This window comes from Nocardiopsis sp. LDBS0036, from assembly GCF_041228755.1.
Lineage (GTDB): Bacteria > Actinomycetota > Actinomycetes > Streptosporangiales > Streptosporangiaceae > Nocardiopsis > Nocardiopsis dassonvillei.
Genome location: NZ_CP141103.1, coordinates 2,720,173 through 2,739,217, shown reverse-complemented (window position 1 = coordinate 2,739,217; position 19,045 = coordinate 2,720,173). Strand labels below are relative to the sequence as shown.

Here is a 19,045-nt window from a genome sequence, read left to right as displayed (position 1 = left end):
AGCCACGGGGGTTCCGTGCCCGCGTCCCGCTCTTGCACGGTCCGTCCCGCGCCCCCGCATCCCGCTCTCGCGGGCTCCGTCCCGCGCCCCCCGGCACCGGTGGGAACCGTTCCGGACCGTACGCCGTACCGACGGCACCGGCGGAGCCGTCTCCAGAGGAGGCCCGCGCCCGGTTCCGCGTGCCGTACCGGCGATCCTCGCGGCGGCGCCTCCCCGCTGTGGAGGCCCGCCGCCCGCGTCCCCGTTCAGGGGTTCCGGGCCCCGGACGGGTTCAGGCCGGGTCCGGTGCGCCCCGGAAGGTGCGCCGGTAGGCGCTGGGGGACACGCCCAGTTCGGCGTGCATGTGCTGGCGCAGCGACGCCGCCGTGCCGAAACCCGCCTCGTGCGCGACCCTGTCCACCGGCAGGTCCGACTCCTCCAGCAGCTGCCGGGCCCGGTCCAGGCGCTGCCGGGCGACCCACTGGCCGGGCGAGAGCCCCACCTCGTCGCGGAAACGGCGGGTGAGGGTACGCACGCTCACGGCCTCCTGGAGGGCCATCTCCCGCAGGCCCGGCTGGAGGTGCAGGTGTTCCAGGGCCCAGGCGCGCGCCCGACCCGTCGCGGCACGCTCCGGCGCGGGCACGGGACGGCGGATGTACTGGGCCTGGCCGCCGTCGCGGTGGGGCGGGACGACGGTGCTGCGCGCCACCTCGTTGGCCACGGCGGCGCCGTGGTCGAGCCGGATCATGTGCAGGCCCAGGTCGATGCCCGAGGCGACCCCGGCAGCTGTCAGCACACGCCCGTTGTCGGTGTACAGCACGTCCGGGTCCAGGTCGATGCCGGGGTACATGGCGCGGAAGTAGCCCGCGGACTTCCAGTGGGTGGTCACGCGGCACCCGTCCAGGAGCCCGGCCGCGGCGAGCACGAACGCGCCGGTGCAGATCGAGGCCACGCGCGCGTTCGGCGGGATGCGCGCGACGGCCGCGGCCAGAGCCGGTGCGAGTGGGGCGTGCGGGCGTTCGCCGTAGTCCTCGTCGGCGGCGGGCAGGATCACCGTGTCCGCCTCGTCGAGGGCCTCCGGTCCGTGGGCCACGTTGATCGTGAAGTCGGTGTCGGTGCTGATCTCCCCCGGTTCCAGCGCGCAGGTGACGACTTCGTAGAGCAGCTCCCCGTCGGCGCTCCGGGCCTGGCCGAACAGGCGGTGGACGATGCCCGCCTCGATGGGCAGCAGGCCGTGCCGGACGAGGACGGCCACGCGGTGGCGGCCGGGCCGCGAGAAAATCCTCATGGCCTGATTCTTGCGCATGTTGGCTTTCAGGACACTGTCGGGGAAGGTGCCCGCGCAGGAGCCTGAGGCCATGGCCGAGAACACCGCTTCCGCGCAAGAGCCCGCACGCACCCCGTTCCACCGCGCGTGGCTGGTCGCCCTCGTCGCGTGCCTGACCATCGTCGCCGCGGCGGCCTTCGCCGCGATGCCCGGAGTCCTGACCGATCCCCTGCACGCCGAGTACGGGTGGTCCCGCGGGGCGATCGGTGCGGCGGCCTCGGTCAACATGCTCGTCTACGGCCTGATCGCCCCCTTCGCCGCGGCGCTGATGGACCGGTTCGGTGTCCGCGGGGTCGCCCTGGCGGCCCTGGGCGCCGTCGTGGCGGGGGCCGGACTGACCCTCGTCATGACCACCGCCTGGCAGCTGACCCTCTACTGGGGGCTGCTCGTCGGCGCGGGCACGGGGTCACTGGCGATGACGTTCGCCGCCACGGTGGCCGACAACTGGTTCGTCCGACGCCGTGGGCTGGTCATCGGCGCCCTGACCGGGGCCAGCGCCTTCGGCCAGCTGGTGTTCCTCCCCGCGCTGGCCTGGATCGTGGACCACCGCGGATGGCGTCCGGCCATCGTGACCCTGGTGCTGACGGCGGGCGTCATGATCGTCCTCGTCGCCCTGGTGCTGCGGAACCACCCGGCCGACCTGGGACAGCGCCCCTACGGTTCCCCGGTCTTCGTGGACAGGCCCCGAGCGGACCGGGGCGCGGCGCGCCGGACCGTGCGGGTCCTGTCCTCCTCGGTGCGCAGTCGCCGGTTCTGGCTCCTGGGCGGAGCGTTCGCGATGTGCGGCGCGACCACCAACGGCATCATGTGGACCCATTTCGTACCCGCCGCCCAGGACCAGGGAATGGCCGTCACGGTCGCGGCGGCGCTGGTGTCGGCGATCGGCGTCTTCTCCCTGGTGGGGACGGTCCTGTCCGGATGGCTCACCGACCGGGTGGACCCGCGCCTGCTCCTGGTCGCCTACTACGCGGGTCGGGGCGTGCTCCTGGCCGCGCTGCCCGCGCTGCTGGGGCCGGACGCCGGAGCGGCGATGGCGGCCTTCGTCGTGGTGTTCGGCCTGCTCGACGTCGCGACGGTGCCCCCGACCATCCTGCTGTGCCGCCGGCTCTTCGGCGCAGACGGGGCCATCGTCTTCGGGTGGGTCAACGCCGTCCACCAGGTCGGCGCGGGGTCCATGGCGGTCTTCGGCGGCTTCGTCCGCGACGTGGGCGGAAGCTACGGGCCGGTGTGGCTGACGGGCGCCGCCCTGTGCGCCGTCGCCGCGATGCTGGCCCTCAGGGTGCCGCGCGGCACGGGCTCCGACCTCGCGGACGAGGGGTCCGGAGGGGCCCGTGACCACGAGCGCAGGAGGGTGTGAGCGCGATGGGGGACACCGGAACCCGGGGCGGCGCCGAGGGTCCCGCGTGCGCCGGTGCCGGGGTCGGTCCGGGTACGGCCCGCGGGGCCGGGCGCCCGTCACCAGGGTTCTCCGCCGTGCTGGTGGTCCTCGCCGCCCTGGTGGCCTACGTGGGGTTCGCCGGGCTGGAGCAGGGACTGCGCGCGGCGCGCGGCGAGGGGGTACCGGGCGTGTTCACCGCGACGAGCATCACCTGCGTCCAGCACCCGGGGCACGAGTCGTGCACCTGCAACGGCACCTTCACCGGTGCGGGGGGAGGAGAGCCGCGCGGGGTCTACCTGCACGCGGCCGGGCGCGACACCTGCGAGGAGGGAGCGCGGATCCCGGCCGTGGACGCCGGGGCCGCCAACCGCGTCTACGGCCCCGACGGCTCCCGCGAGTGGATCCTGTCCTCGCTCGTCCTCGCGGCGTGCCCGGCCCTGGCCGGCGGTGTCGCGGCGAACTGGGTGCGCTACCTGCGGCGCGGACCGGCGAAGGAGTGACCGGCCCCGGACGCGGACCGCCCCGGGCGGACCCGGCGGTCCGCCCGGGGCGGTGGGAACCGGTGCCCGCACGAGGGACGGGAGGCGTACGGACACCGGGCACGGGCCGGGGGACGGGCTGGGAGTGTCCGGCCCGCGGTCCGGAGCCGCGGTCGGCTGGGTGGACCGTCCGCCGACCGCGGCGAGCCGCTGACCGCGCCCGGGTATCGCGGCGCGGGCTCAGCCGCGCGGTGCGCCCACGGGGGCGTGCCGCTCCCCGCCTCCCCCACCGGAGGCGTCGGCGGTCCGCGACTCCCCGGCGGCCGTGTCGGAGTCGGCCGTCCTGGCCTCCTCGGCCTCCGAGCCGTCGCCCCCGGCCGTGCCGGAGGCCTCCGCGGCCCCACCGGAACCCTCGGCGGGCTTGTCGTAGCTCATGAGGGCGTCCATGTCGATGCTGTCCGGGTTCCTCAGCGTGTGGGTGAGGCGCTCGCGGTCCAGGCCGCCGGTCCAGCGGGCGATGACCAGGGTGCCCACCGCGTTGCCGATGAGGTTGGTCAGGGCGCGGCCCTCGGACATGAAGCGGTCGATGCCGACGATGAGCGCGATGCCCGCCAGCGGGATCACGTCGCCGAACGCGGCCAGCGAGGCGGCCAGGGTCACCAGACCGGCACCGCTGACGCCCGCCGCGCCCTTGCTGGAGAGCAGCATGAACAGCAGCAGTCCGACCTGGGTCCAGACGGAGATGTCCGAACCGGTGGCCTGGGCGATGAAGATGGCGCCCATGGTCATGTAGATCGCGGTGCCGTCCAGGTTGAAGGAGTACCCGGTCGGGATGGTCAGGCCCACCACGGACTTCTTGGCGCCCGCGGCCTCCAGCTTGGTCATCATGCGCGGCAGCACCGACTCGCTGGAGGAGGTGCCCAGCACGATGAGGAGCTCGTCGCGGATCAGGCGCACCAGGCGGAACAGGCTGAACCCGGCCAGGCGGCTGACGAGCCCCAGGACGACGACGATGAACAGGACACAGGTGACGTAGAAGCTGAGCATGAAGTAGGCGAGGCTGCTGAGCACCTGGCCGCCGTACTCGCCGATGGTGAAGGCCATGCCGCCGAAGGCGCCGACGGGCGCCGCGTACATGACGATCTTGATGACGCCGAACATGATGTGCGACATCGTGTCCAGGGCGCGGACGGCGGGCTCGCCGCGCCTGCCGAGCATGGTCAGGGCGCAGGCGACCAGGATGGCCAGGACCAGGACCTGGATCAGCTCGCCCTCCACGAACGCGGAGAAGAACGAGTCGGGGATCATGTGGAGGATGAAGCCGGAGAAACCGGTTCCGCCCGCCTCGGCCTCGGCGATGGTGTCCGCGGCGTCGGCCTCGTCGAAGGACACGTTCAGGCCCACGCCCGGACGCATGACGTTGACGGTGACCAGGCCGATGGCCAGGGCGAGCACGGTCAGCGCGGTGAAGTACACCAGGGTGCGCAGGGCCAGCCCGCCCGCCTTGGCCAGGTTGCCCAGACCGGCGATGCCCACGACGACGGTACAGAAGATGGTCGGGGCGATGACGACCTTGACGAGCTTGATGAACAGGTCGGCCAGCCAGCGCATGTCCGCGGCCCAGGCCGGGAAGAGCAGACCGACGGCGATGCCGAGCGCGATACCGACGAGCACCCAGAAGTACAGGTGACGGTAGATGGGCTTCCTGCGCCTGGGCGGTGCCTTGTCGGCACTCTGCCCGGGGGCGGCGGCGCGTCCGGGACTCGGCATGGCCTTCTCCTCCAGGTCCTGTGTAGCGGGTCACAGGAACCTTCACGCCAGAGGCGCGTAACGGCCAACCCACGAGGGGGAAACTTAAGGTTTACCTGACATTTGATCACTTTCGGTGGTACGGCACCGCATTTCTGTTCACTGAGGGTGCTCGTGTGTCCGGGTGCTCGCGAGGACCGGTGGCTCCCTGTGAGGGGCGTGGCGGGGATGGTCGGCCCGCCTGTGACCGGAGGATGCCCTGACCTGCGTTGACGCCGGTCTCCGGTTCGGCTGGCGGTAACGGAGGGCAACAGATCCGGTAGCGGGCTCACAACGCGGACAAGCCCTGGAAGGGCGCCCCGCGCCGACGCCCCCGCGCCGACGCCCCCGCGCCGACGCCCCCGCGCCGACGCCCCCGCGCCCAGCGCCCTCGTGCCGGACCCCTGTGCGCTGCTCCCCTCTGTGCCGGGCGCCCTCGTACAGGGGCCCTCACACCGGGCGGCTCCAGGCCCCGGCGGCCCCGGCCCGGCGGACGTACTCGGCGAAGTCCGAGGCCGGGCGGCCCAGCGCCTTCTCGACCCCGTCGGCGGGCTCGGCGTTGCGGCCGTCCAGGATCTCGCCGAACAGCTCGGTCAGCCCCCGGGCCACCTCCCCGGGCAGCCCCGCGGCGACCGCCCCGGCGACGAACTCCTCCGGCGGGACCCGGCGGCAGGCGACGGGGTACCCGGCGGCCCCACCGATCAGACGGGTGGCCTCGGTGAACGTCAGTGCCCGGGGCCCGGTCAGCTCGTACAGCTCACCGGCGTGCCCGTCCTCCGTCAGCGCCCGGGCCGCGATCTCCGCGACGTCGTCGAGGTCCACGAACGGCTCGGGCACGTCCGGCACCGGCAGGGCCACGGTGCCCTCCAGGACCGGCCCGAGCAGGAAGCTCTCGGAGAAGTCCTGCGCGAAGACCGAGCAGCGCAGCACGGTCAGGTCGGGGAACACGCCGCGCACGGCGTGCTCCGCGCGCTCGGCCCCCTCCTCGCCCCGGCCCGACAGCAGCACCGCGCGCCGGACGCCGCTCCGGGCGGCACGGGAGGCGAACGCGGCGACGGCCTCGTCGGCCCCGGGAAAGGCCAGGTCGGGGTGGTAGCACAGGTAGACGGAGGCGACCCCCTCCAGGACGGCGTCCCAGGTGGCGGGTTCGTGCCAGTCGAAGCGGGGCCGACCGGAGCGGGAGCCGACCCGGACGTCGGCGCCGTGCTCGCGCAGCAGGCGGGTGACACGGCGGCCGGTCATGCCGGTGCCGCCGGTGACGAGGACGTGTTGTGTGGTCATGTCCCCCACTCCACCAGCCGGGGGCCGGACGGAACATAGCCAGAACGCTGGTGTGCATAAGCGTTCGTCTGGATCCGGCGCGGTCCCCGCTGTCCTCGGACGCGGCCCCCTCGGAGGAGCCCGCGCGTTCGGCGGCAGAGCCCCGAGCCCCCGTCCGCGTCACTAGGGTGAGGCCATGGACCCCCTCGTGCACCTCCTGGACGGACCACGCGCGCGCGGCGCCTTCACCCTGCGCACCGTCATGAGCCCGCCCTGGGGCATCGACATCCGCGACGAGGCCGCGCTCACCCTGGTCGTGGTCACCTCCGGGCGCGCCTGGGTGGCGGCGAACGGAGAGGAGGCCGAGGCCGGTCCCGGCGACCTGGTGCTCGTGCGCGGCCCGGAGCCCTACGTGATCGCCGACAGCCCGGGCCGGGAGCCCACCGTCACCGCTCTGCCGGGTGCGCGGTGCGTGGCCCGCGACGGCGCGGAGGTCCACGTGTCCATGAGCCACGGCGTCGGCACCTGGGGGAACGACCCCGACGGCACCGACACCATGGTCGTGGGCGCCTACCTGGACGACAGCGAGGTCGGCCGCCTCGCCCTGGCCGCGCTGCCGTCGCTGGCGGTGCTCCCCGAGGGCCGGGTCGACCCCGCGCTGGTGGAACTGCTCGCACGCGAGATCACCACCGGCCACGTCGCCCAGACCAGCCTCAACGACCGGCTCCTGGACTGCCTGCTGGTGATGGCGGTGCGCGCCTGGCTGGAGGACAACCCCGACAGCGCGCCCAACTGGCTCACCGCCCGCAGCGACCCCGTCGTCGCGCGGGCGCTGGAGCTGGTCCACGAGCGCGTCGCCGACCCCTGGACGCTGGAGTCCCTGGCGGGGGAGTGCGCGGTCTCCCGCGCCACCCTGGCCGCGCGCTTCCAGCGGGCCGTGGGCACCCCTCCGATGACCTACCTGCGCACCTGGCGGCTGACGGTGGCCTGCGACCTGCTCACCGCCAGCCCGGGGCTGGGCCTGGAGGCCGTGGCCGCACGGGTGGGCTACGGGAGCGCGTTCGCGTTCAGTTCCGCGTTCAAGAACCACACGGGCGCGAGCCCGTCCGCGTACCGGGCCGCCCGGGCCGAACGCGTGCCGCAGGAGGCCTGACGCGTTCCCGAGCCACGTGGTTGGGTAGGTCTTCCCGAGACCCGGGGCCAGGGCACGGCAGAAGGGGGACGCGATGACCGACAGCACCCAGGCGTTCGACCAGCTCAGCGAGGGCTATCGCCGTTTCCGGCCGGGATACCCCCGTGCCCTGCTCGACCGGTTGCGCGCCCACGTCCTCGCCGGTGAGCGGAGTTCCTGGCCCGAGCCCTGGCTCCTGCTCGACGTCGGCGCGGGGACGGGCATCTCCACCCGCGCCCTGCGCCGCGTCTTCGGTCCGGATCCTCGTGTGGTCGGCGTCGAGCCGGGGCGTTCCATGCGGGCCGCCGCCGCCGAGGAACCCGACGGGGTCGAGTACGTGGACGGCCGTGCCGAGGAGGTCCCCTTCCCCGACGCGTCGGCCTCCCTCGTGCTGGCCGCACAGGCCGTCCACTGGTTCGACCGGCCCGCCTTCTACGCCGAGGCCGCGCGCCTGCTCCTGCCCGGCGGCACCGTCGCGGTCCTCAACAACGACCGCGACTGGACGGCCAGTGCGTTCGTCGACGCCCACGAGAGCCTGATGGAGGAGTACGGCGACGACTACCGGCGCGACTACCGCGCCTACGACACCGTCGCCGAGATGGAAGCCCAAGACGGCCTTTCCAACGCCACCGAGTTCACCACCGCCTGGACGCGCGAACTCGACACCGCGGGCTTCGTCGGGAGCGCGCTGTCCTCCAGCAGGATGGCCGCCGTGGTCCGCGACATCGGCGAGGAGCGCACCCGGGCCGCCCTCACCGAGCTCGTCGCCGCGCACTTCCCCGACGGGAACGTGCGCGTCCCCTACGTCACGCGGCTCCACCTGGCCCGCCGGACGCCGTAGCCGCACGCCGGTGCCCGCGCAAGGGAGTCCGGCTGCTCCAGGTCACGGTTTCGGGCGACACATCGTAGGGGCGTCCCCGAGGCCAACACGGTTTGGCGCAACGAAGCGGCGGGGGCGCGGGGGAGTTCGGCGGCGACGTCCCCACACGTGCTGTGCACGGAACTTCCAGGACCTTTGCCGAGGGCGGCGTCCAGGGCATGAGCGGCGCGGCGGGCAAGTTTCCCGTCTGCTCGACTCAGAACCGCCTGGAGGTATGCGGTGCCGTTGTCGTCTGAGACGAGGGCGAGCACCCGATGCTTGGACTGGGTGTGCTCGCAGCGGAACTGGCGGGGAAAGGGAAGCGGAAGCCCGCTATCGGACATGGTCCAACCTCACAGCGAATATCGCGCCTTATCGAGCGCAGGGGTGTGGAACTCCGCTGGTGGGTGAGGTACGGCCACGCCCCCGGACGGACGAGGGGAGAGAAACCGCTGGTGCCCCCGATGCGATCAGCGACCCGTGCCGGCCAAGACCCGTGCTGTCCGTCTCATGTGGATGCGGCCAGGCTTCCGTAACGGTCAGCCGAGCCGCTTCTTGAAGCCGACGTGGGAGGCGGTGTACCCCAACCGCTCGTAGAAGCGGTGGGCGTCCTCCCGCGAGGCGTCCGAGGTCAGCTGGAGCATGGCGGCTCCCCGGCGGCGGGCCTCCTCCTCGGCCCAGGCCAGCAGGTCGGTGCCCAGACCGCCGCCGCGCACGTCCGAGTGCACCCGCACCGCCTCCACCTGGGCGCGGGTGGCGCCCCGGTGGGACAGGCCCGGCAGGAAGGTCAGCTGGAGGGTTCCCACCACCCGGTCCCCGCGGCGGGCCACCGCCAGGAACTGGTGCGGGTCGGCGTCGATCACCTCGAAGGCCGCCAGGTAGGGGGCCGGGTTCCCGGGATCCTCGCGTCGGGCGCCCAGTTCGTCGTCGGCGAGCATGGCGACGATCGCCGCCACGTCCTCGGCGCGGGCCCGGTTGATGGTGATGCCCTCGTTCAAGGGTGCTCCGTTCGTCGTCAGGTGTTCCGGCGCCGCCGGACGCGGTCGCCGGGGCCCGCCCCGAGCGGTTCCGGGGGAGCGAGGGTCCGGCCCTCCGGAGCGCTCGCCCGCGGCGCGGGCGGGGTCGGTCCGGGGCGGGGGGCTTAGGGGAACAGCAGCGCGGCCACGGCTTCGAGGTCCGCCACCACGGTGGTCGCGTGCGCGAGGTCCCCGGGGTCGGTCGTGGAGGCCACGGCCACCACGGGCATGCCCGCGTCCAGGCCGGAGCGGACGCCGCTCACGGAGTCCTCCACCACCACGCACCGCCCGGGGGCGACCCCCATGCGCTCGGCTCCCAGCAGGTACGGGGCCGGGTGGGGCTTGCCCCGGGCCACCTGGTCGGCGGTCACCAGCACGCGGGGGAGGGGCAGCCCCGCCGCCGCGATCCGCGAACGCGCGATCCGGTCGCTCCCGGACGTGACGATCGCCCAGGGGCGTCCGTGCGCGTCGAGTTCGCTCAGGAGTTCGCGTGCGCCGGGCACGCCCCGGACGCCGTCCCCGGCGGCGGCCTCGTGGTCCTCGATCCGCGGCGCCTCGGCCAGCGGGTCCAGGTGCGGGGCGAAGAGGCGGGCCAGGTCCACGTCGGTCCGCCCGTGGTGGTGTTCGAGCACCGCGCCGACGTCCAGGCCGCGTTCCACGGCCCACGCGGTCAGCCCCGCGCGGATGCTCGCCGTGGAGTCCACCAGCACGCCGTCCAGGTCGAACAGCACGGTCGCCTCGTCGTAGCCGCCCACGTCACTCCCTCGTCCGGTTCCCGCCAGGCACTCCAGGGTGCCATCCGCGACCGCCGGGGCGTCGGCGGCGGTACCCCTGCCGGAGCGTCGGGAGCGGGGACCGGCCGGATCCGGCACGGCAGCCGGCCGTCCTCCGCCTGTCCGACGAGGACGCGCCCGGAGACGGGTGCGCCACCACGGGCATGTCAATTACAGTTGACCCATGGACGCCGAACAGCTGACCGCCCTCGCCCGCACCACCGGAGCCGACGACCCGCTGGTGGGTCTGGACGCCACCGTCCAGCTGCGCAGGGAGATGGAGCGGGTCGAGGCCGTCCTCGTCCGCCGCGCCCGCAACCGCGGCTCCACCTGGGCCGAGATCGCCGGGGTGCTCGGCGTGTCCAAGCAGGCCATCCACAAGAAGTACGGAGGCCGCGGGCTCTTCGGCGGGCAGGAGTAGGAACGCCGCACCGGCCCGGCACCGCCGGTCGGCGCGGTGCCGACGCCCGGCCCGGCCCGGTGCCCCCTGTCAGCGCAGTGCCGCCGCGAACCGCTCCATCCTCTCGCCGAAGCCCTCCGCGTCGCCGAACCACACCGCCACCGCGTCCGCTCCGGCGGCCGTCAGCTCCCGGAACAGCCCGACGGCGCGTTCGAACTCCTCCTCGCCACCGGACCAGGCGATCCGCGTTCCCGCGCGCACCGGCCGCGGGGTCAGCTCCCGCAGCCGGTTCCGGGCCTCCACGAACCCCGCCGTGTCCAGTCCCACGCCCTGCCACACGTCGGCCCACTCGGCGGCCCGCCGCAGCGCCCGGTCGGACGTGCCGCCCACCATCACGGGTACGCGCCGCGCCGGACGGGGCGCGAACACCCCGCGTTCGTAGGAGTGGAAGCGCCCCTCGAACGGCCCCTCGCCCTCGAACAGGTGCCGCAGCAGCCGCAGCGTCTCGTCGGTCCGGGCGCCGCGCGTGGCGAAGTCCGACCCCACGGCCTCGAACTCCTCGCGCGACCAGCCGGTCCCCACGCCCAGGACGAAGCGCCCCCCGGACAGGGCGTCCAGGGTCGCCACCTGCTTCGCCAGCACGAACGGGTCGCGCATCGGCGCCACCAGCACCGACGTGCCCAGTCGGATCCGCCGGGTCAGGGCCGCCAGGTGGGCCAGGGCCACCAGCGGCTCGTACACGCCGCCGAAGGTGCGGCCGTACGGCGCGGGCGGCAGCAGGTGGTCGGGCAGCCACACCGCGTCCACGCCCAGCTCCTCGGCGCGAACCCCCAGTTCGACGAGGGTTCTCGGTGACATCCGCGCGGACTCGTCGGGCAGGACCACCTGGAGGGGCGTTCCCGTGATCGGTTCGGTCAACTCGCTCATGGAGTGACGGTAGACGGTGCCACCGGTGTGAGGGCGAGGACGGGCCAGATGTTCCCGTACCGTCCTCGCCGGAACGCCGGAACGCCGGAACGCCGGAACGCCGGAACGCCGGAACGCCGGAACGCCGGAACGCCGGAACGCCGGAACGCCGGAACGCCGGAACGCGGGAACGCGGGAACGCGGGAACGCGGGAACGCCTACCGGGGCGAGGGCAGGGACACCTCGACCAGCACCGCCCTGTGGTCGGTGCCGGTCACCTCCACGACCTCCAGGCCGTCGACGCCCATCCGGGGGTGCACCAGCACGTGGTCGATGGCCAGGCCCGGCACCGCTCGCCCCACCGGCCACGTGGGCTCCAACCCCTCACCCAGGACCGCGGCCGAGCTCAGGTACCCCGCCTCCAGGACCTCGCGCAGCGCCGCGTGGTCGAGCGTGGCGTTGAAGTCCCCGGCCAGGACCCGCATCGTGTCCGGGTCGCCCACCTCGGCCAGGCCCTCCAGCTCCCCGCGCCAGGAACCGGTGTAGGCGGGGGACAGCGGAGGCGGGACGTGCACCGACGTCACCTCCAGCACGTCGTCCTCCCCGTCCCCGTCGCCGTCCTCGGGCAGCCGCACGACGGCGGTCGGCATCGCGAACGTGTCGTGGCCCGCCTCCCCGCCGCCGGTGTCGGTGAGCGGGAGGGCCGAGTGGACGGTGCTCCCGTGCACGCCCCGGGGGTCGGAGCGGTCGACGGCGTGCGGCAGCAGGTCGTCCAGCCCGGCGGCGGACAGCTCGCGCACCAGGTCGGGGGTGACCTCCTGGAGGGTGAGCACGTCCACCTCCCGGTCGCGCACCAGCGACACCACCCGCGCCGCGTCGGCGCCGCCGCCGAGCGTGTTCAGGGTCATGATCCGCACGACCGGACCGCCCGCCGAGGTCACGCCGAACGGCACAGCGCGGGGCACGACCACGGCGGCCAGCGCCAACGTCACCGCGGTCAGGACCGCCATGGACCCCCAGCGCCGCAGCAGCCCGGCCACCACCGCCGCCAGCGGCGCGGCGGCCAGCGCGTAGGGCGTGAAGGCCAGCGCGGGCACCAGGGGCCAGCCCCGTTCCAGGCCCAGGACCCGCAGCAGGGAGAACACCGCGAGCCCCGCCGCGGCCAGCGCGACCAGGACCGTCACCGCGGGGGAGCGGCCGGAGGCCCCGGAGGCCCCACCGCCCGCCGGTCCCGTGCCGCTTCCCGGTGCCTGTACGCGTTCCATCGCCGTCCTTCCCGGAGCGGACGCCGCCGTCCGCCCTTCACCGGGTCAGGACTACACCACCGCGGCGGGGGTCCGGGACACCGGCGTACCCGCCCCGGCGGCTCCGGGCCCCGGGCGGTCCCCTCAACAGGCGCGGGCGGCCGCCACCAGGCGCCGGTGCACCTCCTCCAGGCACGGGTTGTCCGCCACCCCCGGGCGCCGTACCAGGTACAACGTGGTGACCGGCGGCTCCTCCGGGGCCAGGAGCGCCACCAGGCGCCCCTCGGCCAGCGTCTCCCGGCACAGGTGGCGCGGCAGCACCGTCACCCCCGCCCCCGCCGTGACGGCCGACACCACCCCGCGCAGGTCGGGCGCGGTGACCGCGGGCGCACACGTCAGCCGCACCCCGAACACCTGCCGCCAGTAGCGGCGCAGGACCGACAACTCGTCGTCGTGGGCCACCAGCGGGACCGCGCACAGCGCGGAGGCGCCCTGGCGCAGGAGCCGGTCGCGGCCGATCCGGTCCGCCCACGCCGGCGACGCCACCAGCACGAACTCCTCGTCGGCGAGGGGTTCGGCGACCAGGGTCCGCCCCCGCGGCCGCACCGCGGACACCACCAGGTCGTGCCGGTCCCGGCGCAGCTCCTCCAGCAGGTCCTCGGCCGGACCGGTGCGCACGCGCAGCCGTACGCCGCCCTCCACCAGGGGCGCGAGCGCGGGCAGCACCAGCGCGTGCAGCGCCTCGGCGGGGCCCGCCACGCGCAGCGGCGCGGGCGACGCGGACGCGCCGCCGCCGTCGCGCCCGGCGACCACCTCCAGCGCGTCCAGGGGCCCGGCCACGCGCGCGGCCAGGTCGTTGGCCTCGGCGGTCGGGGCCACCCCCCGGGGCAGCCTCTCGAAGAGGGGGTGTCCGAGCCGCCGCTCCAGGGAACGGATCTGGGTGGTGACCGTGGGCTGCGACAGCCGCAGCAACTGCGCGGCGGCGGTGAAGGACCCCGACCGGTGTACCGCCAGGAAGGTCCTCAACTGCTGCAGATCGAGCGGCCCGCCGGGCCGCGGATCGGCCGCCGTGCCCGAACCATTGACATTCCTATAGCTCACCTCGCCGATTTTATTGGTCGGTGAATGGGTGGTCGGACTAGTGTCTGTTCGGTCCGCGGGTCACCGCGCCAACACCCAGCGAAGTCACGGAGGTCACGTCATGTCCGTCACCAGCAGGGAGGTCCACCTGGTGGCCCGTCCCGTCGGCGAGCCCGAGCCCACCGACTTCTCCCTCGTGGAGACCACCGTCGCCGACCCCGGTCCCGGGCAGGTCCTGGTGCGCAACGACTGGATGTCCGTGGACCCGTACATGCGCGGCCGCATGAACGACGCCAAGTCCTACGTCCCCCCGTTCCGGCTCGGCGAGCCGATGGACGGCGGCGCCGTGGGCGTGGTCACCGCCTCCGGCAGCGACGACGTCCCCGTGGGCACCACCGTCCTGCACTCGGCCGGATGGCGCGAGTACGCGCTGCTGCCCGCGGATTCCGTGCGCGCGGTGGACGCCTCCCTGGCACCCGCCGAGGCCTACCTCGGCGTGCTGGGCATGATCGGCCTCACCGCCTACGCGGGCCTGACCGAGATCGCCCCGGTGCGCGAGGGCGACGTGGTGTTCGTCTCCGGCGCCGCGGGCGCGGTCGGCTCCGCCGCCGGCCAGATCGCCCGCCAGCTGGGCGCGTCCCGGGTGGTCGGGTCCGCGGGCGGCCCGGAGAAGAAGCGCCGCCTCCTGGAGGACTTCGGCTTCGACGCCGCCATCGACTACCGCGAGGGCCGCCTGGAGGAGCAGCTCGCCGAGGCCGCGCCCGAGGGGATCGACGTCTACTTCGACAACGTCGGCGGCGACCACCTGAGGGCCGCCATCGCCGCGATGCGCAACCACGGCCGGATCGCCCTGTGCGGCGCGATCTCCCAGTACAACGCCACCAAGCCCGAGCCCGGCCCCGACAACCTCTTCCTGGCCGTCGGCAAGCGCCTCACCCTGCGCGGGTTCATCGCCGGAGACCACGGCCACCTGATGAAGGAGTACGCCGAGCGCGCCTCCGGGTGGATCGTCGACGGCAGGCTGCGCAGCGAGCAGACCGTCGTCGACGGCATCGACAACGCCGTGCGGGCCTTCCTCGGCATGATGCGGGGCGCCAACACGGGCAAGATGCTGGTCCACCTCACACCCTGAACCGCTTGCCTGGAGTGCACTCCAGGTGGCCACCATGGGGGACCACCCCACGAGGAACAACGAATCCGCCACGACAGAAGGGCGCTCATGCAGCACGTCACGCTGAACAACGGCCTCACCATGCCCCAACTCGGGTTCGGCGTCTGGCAGGTTCCCGACGACGAGGCCCGGGCCGCGGTCGCGACCGCCCTGGAGACCGGGTACCGCAGCATCGACACCGCCAGGATCTACGACAACGAGCGGGGCACGGGCCGGGCCCTGGCCGAGTCGGGCATCGCCCGCGAGGAGCTGTTCGTCACCACCAAGCTGTGGAACGACGAGCAGGGCTACGACAGCACCCTCAAGGCCTTCGACGCCAGCCTGGACCGCCTCGGCCTGGACTACGTGGACCTGTACCTGATCCACTGGCCCTGCCCCGGGCAGGACGCCTACGTCGAGAGCTGGAAGGCGATGGAGCGCATCCACGCCGAGGGCCGCGCCAGGTCCATCGGCGTGTCCAACTTCACCGAGCAGACCCTGGACCGCCTGGTCGCGGAGACCGACGTCGTCCCGGTCCTCAACCAGATCGAGCTGCACCCCTACTTCTCGCAGGGGGCCATGCGGGCCGTCAACGCCCGCCACGGCCTCCTCACCGAGGCCTGGAGCCCGCTGGGCCAGGGCAAGGGGCTGCTGGAGGACCCGGAGCTGACCGCCCTCGGCGAGAAGCACGGCAGGTCGGCGGCGCAGGTCGTGCTGCGCTGGCACCTCCAGCTCGGCAACGTCGTGATCCCCAAGTCGGTGACCCCGTCCCGGATCCGCGAGAACTTCGACGTGTTCGGCTTCGAGCTGTCCGCCGAGGACATGGACCGGGTCTCGGCCCTCGACCGGGGCGGCCGGATCGGCTCGGACCCCGCCACGGTCGGCTGACCGGTGTGTTCCCGGGCCGGCGCCCGGTCCGGGAACACCCCCGCCGGGGCGGGGGAGCGGGGCCGGACACGGCTGGGAAGAGGCGGACGAAAACCCTCAGACCAGGGCGAACGGCTCAACAGGGGACACCCCATGCCGAGTGTGGATCTCTTTCGCGTGTCTGTTCGGACACTCCGAGCGTCCCCGAGTGGCGTGGTGCCGAACGGAGGCGTACAGTCCTCTCTTGGCGCGCCGACAAGCAAGGACGGCGGCCAGTCTCCTCTTAGGCGAAGCAGATCATGACCGTCGTCCCGCACCGCACCGCGCGCGTGTACCGCTCCGACAACGCCGAGCGCTCCGTGCACGCCTGGTGCCACAAAGCCCTGAGCCAGTGGCCCGAACTCGGACCCCTCCCGCCCGTGGAGACCCGTCTGGGCAGCACGCAGGCCTTCCGCTCCGCGGGCGGCCCCGGCACCCCGGTGCTGGTGCTCTCGGGTACCAACTTCAACGCGGCCGCCACGGTGCCCGCGGCCCGCGCGCTGTCCGCGGACCGGCCGGTGCTGCTGGTCGACCTGCCCGGGCAGCCGGGCCTGAGCTGCAGCCAGAGGGTCGGCGGCGCCAGGATCGAGACCTACGGCGCGTGGCTCGACGAGCTCCTGCCCCAGATCACCGACCGGCCCGTCCTCGTGCTGGGGCACTCGCGCGGCGCCGCCATCGCGCTCGCCTCCACGCCGTCCCCGCTGGTCGCCGGGATCCTGCTGCTCAACCCGGCCGGTCTGACCGCGGCCGGGGTCAGCTCCGAGTCCATGCGCGCCACCCTGCCGTGGATGATCCACCCCAACGAGCAGACCAGCGGGCGCCTGGTGGAGTTCCTCAGCGGCCCCTCCACCGAGTGCGACAAGCACCGGGCCGAGGCCGAGTGGCTGACCCTGGTGGCCCGGTACTGCCGCGCGGGATCCACCCCCAGCCCGCTGCCCGCGGAGCACTTCCGCGCCTGGGCCCACACCCCGGTCGCCGTCGCGACCGGGTCGCACGACCCGTTCTTCTCGCCAGCGCGCCTGCACGGCCCGGCCCGCCGGTTCCTGGACGCCGACGTCCACACCATCGAGGGCGCGGGGCACCTGTCGCTGTACGAGCAGCCGGAGCGTGTGCGCGAGCTGCTGGGCGCACTCGACTCCTGACCCCCTCCGTGCGGGGGCGGAGCCCGTCGCAGGGCCCGCCCCCGCCCCGGAGTGCCGGTCCCTCCGCACGAGGGCGGAGCCCGTCGCAGGGCCCGTCCTCCTCTTCCCAGCGCCCCGGCCCCTTCCGCGCCGGGGCGGAGAGCGCCGCGACGCGTGGTTCGCGGGCGTCGCCCGGCCCGCTCCGGGCCGACGTTCCGGGTCTTCTCCCCGCGGTTCCCGTGTGCGGTGACAGGGTGGTACGTATCCGTGCGAAAGCGCGCGTAGCGTACTCAACCCTGCAAGAACATGCCTAATGTGGCTTTCGGCATATTTAAACAGCGAGTTTTCGGTGTGTTGCTAATGGTGGCGGGTAAGGACGTTCCCGACTCTCCGCAAAAGGAAGGATAAACAGGGAACCCCGCCCAAGGACGTATCCTTGCCCGAGGTCGGTGCGGGCTGACGGGCCCTTGTCCCTCGACGAACGTCCCCGAATCACCAGAAAGCAATCGGCATGTTCCAAAAGCTGGCGCAAAGACTGGGGCTCGAGACGAACCCGGCGATCTTCTTCGTGTCCGCCGCGTTGACCATCGTTTTCGTGGTGTCCGCGATCTTCTTCACCGACACGGTGGACGCCGTCTTCGGAACCACCTCCGGCTGGATCCTCACCAACCTGGGATGGTTCTACATCCTCGGTGTGACCACCTTCCTCATCTTCCTGGTCTGGATCGCGTTCAGCAGGTTCGGGCGGGTACGACTGGGGCCGCCGGAGAGCACGCCCGACTACAGCAACTCCGCCTGGTTCGCCATGCTGTTCGCCGCCGGCATCGGCAGCATCCTGATGTTCTGGGGAGTGGCCGAACCCATCAGCCACTACGCCGAGCCGCCGCGCTCCGACGTCGGCCCGCAGACCATCGAGGCGGCCGAGGAGGCGATGGGCTTCACGCTCTACCACTTCGGCCTGCACACCTGGACGATCTTCTGTCTGCCCGGGCTCGCCTTCGCCTACTTCGTGTACCGCAAGGGCCTGCCCTTCCGGGTCAGCTCCGTCTTCCAGCCCTTCCTCGGGGACCGGATCAACGGCCCCATCGGGCGGACCATCGACATCGTCGCGGTCCTGGGCACCCTGTTCGGCGTCGCCGTCACCATCGGCCTGGGCACCCTCCAGATGAACAGCGGCCTCAACACCCTGTTCGGCCTGGAGGAGAGCCGCGTCAGCCAACTGATCCTCATCGCGATCGTCACCACCGTCGCCGTGATCTCCGTGGCCACCGGCCTCGACGTCGGCATCAAGTGGCTGTCCACGATCAACATCTACATGGCCGTGGGGCTGCTGGTCTTCGTCTTCCTCGCCGGCTCGACGCTCTACCTGGCCAAGGGGGTCATCGAGACCACCGGCGTCTACCTGGAGATGCTGGTCCCGCTGTCGTTCTGGAACGACACCTTCGCCAACACCGGCTGGCAGGGCTCCTGGACCGTCTTCTACTGGGCGTGGACCATCACCTGGTCGCCCTTCGTCGGCATCTTCATCGCGCGCATCTCCAAGGGCCGGACCATCCGGGAGTTCATCCTCGGCGTGCTGGCCGCGCCCACCGCGTTCAGCGTCGTGTGGTTCAGCGTGTTCGGCCTGTCGGCCTTCGACATCGAGCGCAACCAGGGCGGCGGCCTGGTGGACGAGGTGGTCACACAGGAGGACATCCCCGGTTCCCTGTTCGCCTTCCTGGAGCACTTCCCGCTGACCACGGTCGTGTCGGTGGTGGCCATCCTCATCGTCATCATCTTCTTCACCACGTCCTCGGACTCGGCCTCCCTGGTGGTGGACATGCTCTGCTCCGGCAAGAGCGACAACCCCACCCGGCAGCGGGTGTTCTGGGGGATCACCGAGGGCGTCGTCGCCGCGACCGTGCTCACCGCCTCCGGCGTGGGCGGCCTGGACGCCCTGCAACAGACGATCATCGTGTTCGGGCTGCCCTTCTTCGTGATCGGCTTCTTCATGATGGTGGGGCTGGTGCGCTCGCTGCACGCCGAGTTCGCGGAGGGGTCGGGCCTTCAGCGCGAACGCAAGGCTCCGCTGGCCACCAGGGCGCGCAGGATCCAGCGGCGGTACCGGCGCCTGGGCGAGGCCGGGTCCCGCGCCGGCGAGCGCAACGGGGGCAACGGCACCGGTGACGGCGGTCCGCGGTAGGGGACACAGCGCCGCCACGGGCCCCG

The 19,045-nt window shown here is 73.2% G+C and carries 17 protein-coding genes; 9 read left to right on the top strand and 8 right to left on the bottom strand.

Going from position 1 to position 19,045, the window contains the following annotated elements; genetic code table 11:
* Positions 1-271: 271 nt before the first annotated feature.
* Positions 272-1,267, bottom strand: a complete 996-nt coding sequence (locus tag UIS43_RS11425; RefSeq protein WP_071622616.1) for a GlxA family transcriptional regulator — start codon at positions 1,265-1,267, stop codon at positions 272-274.
* A gap of 70 nt (positions 1,268-1,337) precedes the next feature.
* Between UIS43_RS11425 and UIS43_RS11420 the strand changes: the two genes are divergently transcribed.
* Together UIS43_RS11420 and UIS43_RS11415 are read left to right on the top strand one after the other, a co-directional pair.
* Positions 1,338-2,663: an MFS transporter gene (locus tag UIS43_RS11420; protein ID WP_013154556.1), complete on the top strand. Its 1,326-nt coding sequence runs from the start codon at positions 1,338-1,340 to the stop codon at positions 2,661-2,663.
* A 5-nt stretch (positions 2,664-2,668) separates the two neighbouring features.
* Positions 2,669-3,184, top strand: coding sequence for a hypothetical protein (locus tag UIS43_RS11415; RefSeq protein ID WP_370013246.1), 516 nt, complete (start codon positions 2,669-2,671; stop codon positions 3,182-3,184).
* Positions 3,185-3,403: 219 nt separating this feature from the next.
* Here the strand turns inward: UIS43_RS11415 and dctA are convergent, their stop codons facing one another.
* Together dctA and UIS43_RS11405 are read right to left on the bottom strand one after the other, a co-directional pair.
* Positions 3,404-4,933, bottom strand: a complete 1,530-nt coding sequence (gene dctA, locus UIS43_RS11410; RefSeq protein WP_013154554.1) for a C4-dicarboxylate transporter DctA — start codon at positions 4,931-4,933, stop codon at positions 3,404-3,406.
* Between the two features lie 468 nt (positions 4,934-5,401).
* Positions 5,402-6,232, bottom strand: coding sequence for an NAD-dependent epimerase/dehydratase family protein (locus UIS43_RS11405; protein WP_071622614.1), 831 nt, complete (start codon positions 6,230-6,232; stop codon positions 5,402-5,404).
* A gap of 175 nt (positions 6,233-6,407) precedes the next feature.
* On the opposite strand from UIS43_RS11405, the gene UIS43_RS11400 reads away from it, so the two are divergent.
* Together UIS43_RS11400 and UIS43_RS11395 are read left to right on the top strand one after the other, a co-directional pair.
* Complete coding sequence (locus UIS43_RS11400) at positions 6,408-7,364, top strand: AraC family transcriptional regulator (RefSeq protein WP_013154552.1); 957 nt, start codon at positions 6,408-6,410, stop codon at positions 7,362-7,364.
* A 73-nt stretch (positions 7,365-7,437) separates the two neighbouring features.
* Complete coding sequence (locus UIS43_RS11395; protein WP_013154551.1) at positions 7,438-8,223, top strand: class I SAM-dependent methyltransferase; 786 nt, start codon at positions 7,438-7,440, stop codon at positions 8,221-8,223.
* 557 nt (positions 8,224-8,780) lie between these two features.
* On the opposite strand, the gene UIS43_RS11390 is transcribed toward UIS43_RS11395, so the two are convergent.
* Together UIS43_RS11390 and UIS43_RS11385 are read right to left on the bottom strand one after the other, a co-directional pair.
* Positions 8,781-9,239, bottom strand: coding sequence for a GNAT family N-acetyltransferase (locus UIS43_RS11390; RefSeq protein ID WP_013154549.1), 459 nt, complete (start codon positions 9,237-9,239; stop codon positions 8,781-8,783).
* A 143-nt stretch (positions 9,240-9,382) separates the two neighbouring features.
* The gene (locus UIS43_RS11385; RefSeq protein ID WP_117197754.1) at positions 9,383-10,012 is read right to left on the bottom strand and encodes an HAD-IA family hydrolase; all 630 of its coding nucleotides are present in this window, start codon (positions 10,010-10,012) and stop codon (positions 9,383-9,385) included.
* A 202-nt stretch (positions 10,013-10,214) separates the two neighbouring features.
* Between UIS43_RS11385 and UIS43_RS11380 the strand changes: the two genes are divergently transcribed.
* Positions 10,215-10,451, top strand: a complete 237-nt coding sequence (locus UIS43_RS11380) for a hypothetical protein (protein ID WP_013154547.1) — start codon at positions 10,215-10,217, stop codon at positions 10,449-10,451.
* A gap of 69 nt (positions 10,452-10,520) precedes the next feature.
* Here UIS43_RS11380 and UIS43_RS11375 read toward each other — a convergent pair whose 3' ends face one another.
* The 3 genes from UIS43_RS11375 to UIS43_RS11365 all read right to left on the bottom strand — a co-directional run bounded on the left by UIS43_RS11375 (position 10,521) and on the right by UIS43_RS11365 (position 13,681).
* Complete coding sequence (locus UIS43_RS11375; protein WP_071622613.1) at positions 10,521-11,357, bottom strand: TIGR03619 family F420-dependent LLM class oxidoreductase; 837 nt, start codon at positions 11,355-11,357, stop codon at positions 10,521-10,523.
* 197 nt (positions 11,358-11,554) lie between these two features.
* A complete protein-coding gene (locus tag UIS43_RS11370; protein WP_370013145.1) occupies positions 11,555-12,601 on the bottom strand; it encodes an endonuclease/exonuclease/phosphatase family protein in 1,047 nt (348 codons plus the stop codon).
* Positions 12,602-12,724: 123 nt separating this feature from the next.
* Positions 12,725-13,681: a LysR family transcriptional regulator gene (locus tag UIS43_RS11365; RefSeq protein WP_240004103.1), complete on the bottom strand. Its 957-nt coding sequence runs from the start codon at positions 13,679-13,681 to the stop codon at positions 12,725-12,727.
* A 100-nt stretch (positions 13,682-13,781) separates the two neighbouring features.
* Between UIS43_RS11365 and UIS43_RS11360 the strand changes: the two genes are divergently transcribed.
* The 4 genes from UIS43_RS11360 (at position 13,782) to UIS43_RS11345 (ending at position 19,019) form a co-directional block, all read left to right on the top strand.
* Positions 13,782-14,792: an NADP-dependent oxidoreductase gene (locus UIS43_RS11360; protein ID WP_013154543.1), complete on the top strand. Its 1,011-nt coding sequence runs from the start codon at positions 13,782-13,784 to the stop codon at positions 14,790-14,792.
* An 87-nt stretch (positions 14,793-14,879) separates the two neighbouring features.
* Complete coding sequence (locus UIS43_RS11355) at positions 14,880-15,698, top strand: aldo/keto reductase (RefSeq protein ID WP_071622610.1); 819 nt, start codon at positions 14,880-14,882, stop codon at positions 15,696-15,698.
* A 278-nt stretch (positions 15,699-15,976) separates the two neighbouring features.
* Complete coding sequence (locus UIS43_RS11350) at positions 15,977-16,858, top strand: alpha/beta fold hydrolase (protein WP_013154541.1); 882 nt, start codon at positions 15,977-15,979, stop codon at positions 16,856-16,858.
* A gap of 490 nt (positions 16,859-17,348) precedes the next feature.
* On the top strand, positions 17,349-19,019 hold the full coding sequence (locus UIS43_RS11345) for a BCCT family transporter (protein WP_013154540.1): 1,671 nt from the start codon (positions 17,349-17,351) through the stop codon (positions 19,017-19,019).
* Positions 19,020-19,045 lie beyond the last annotated feature (26 nt).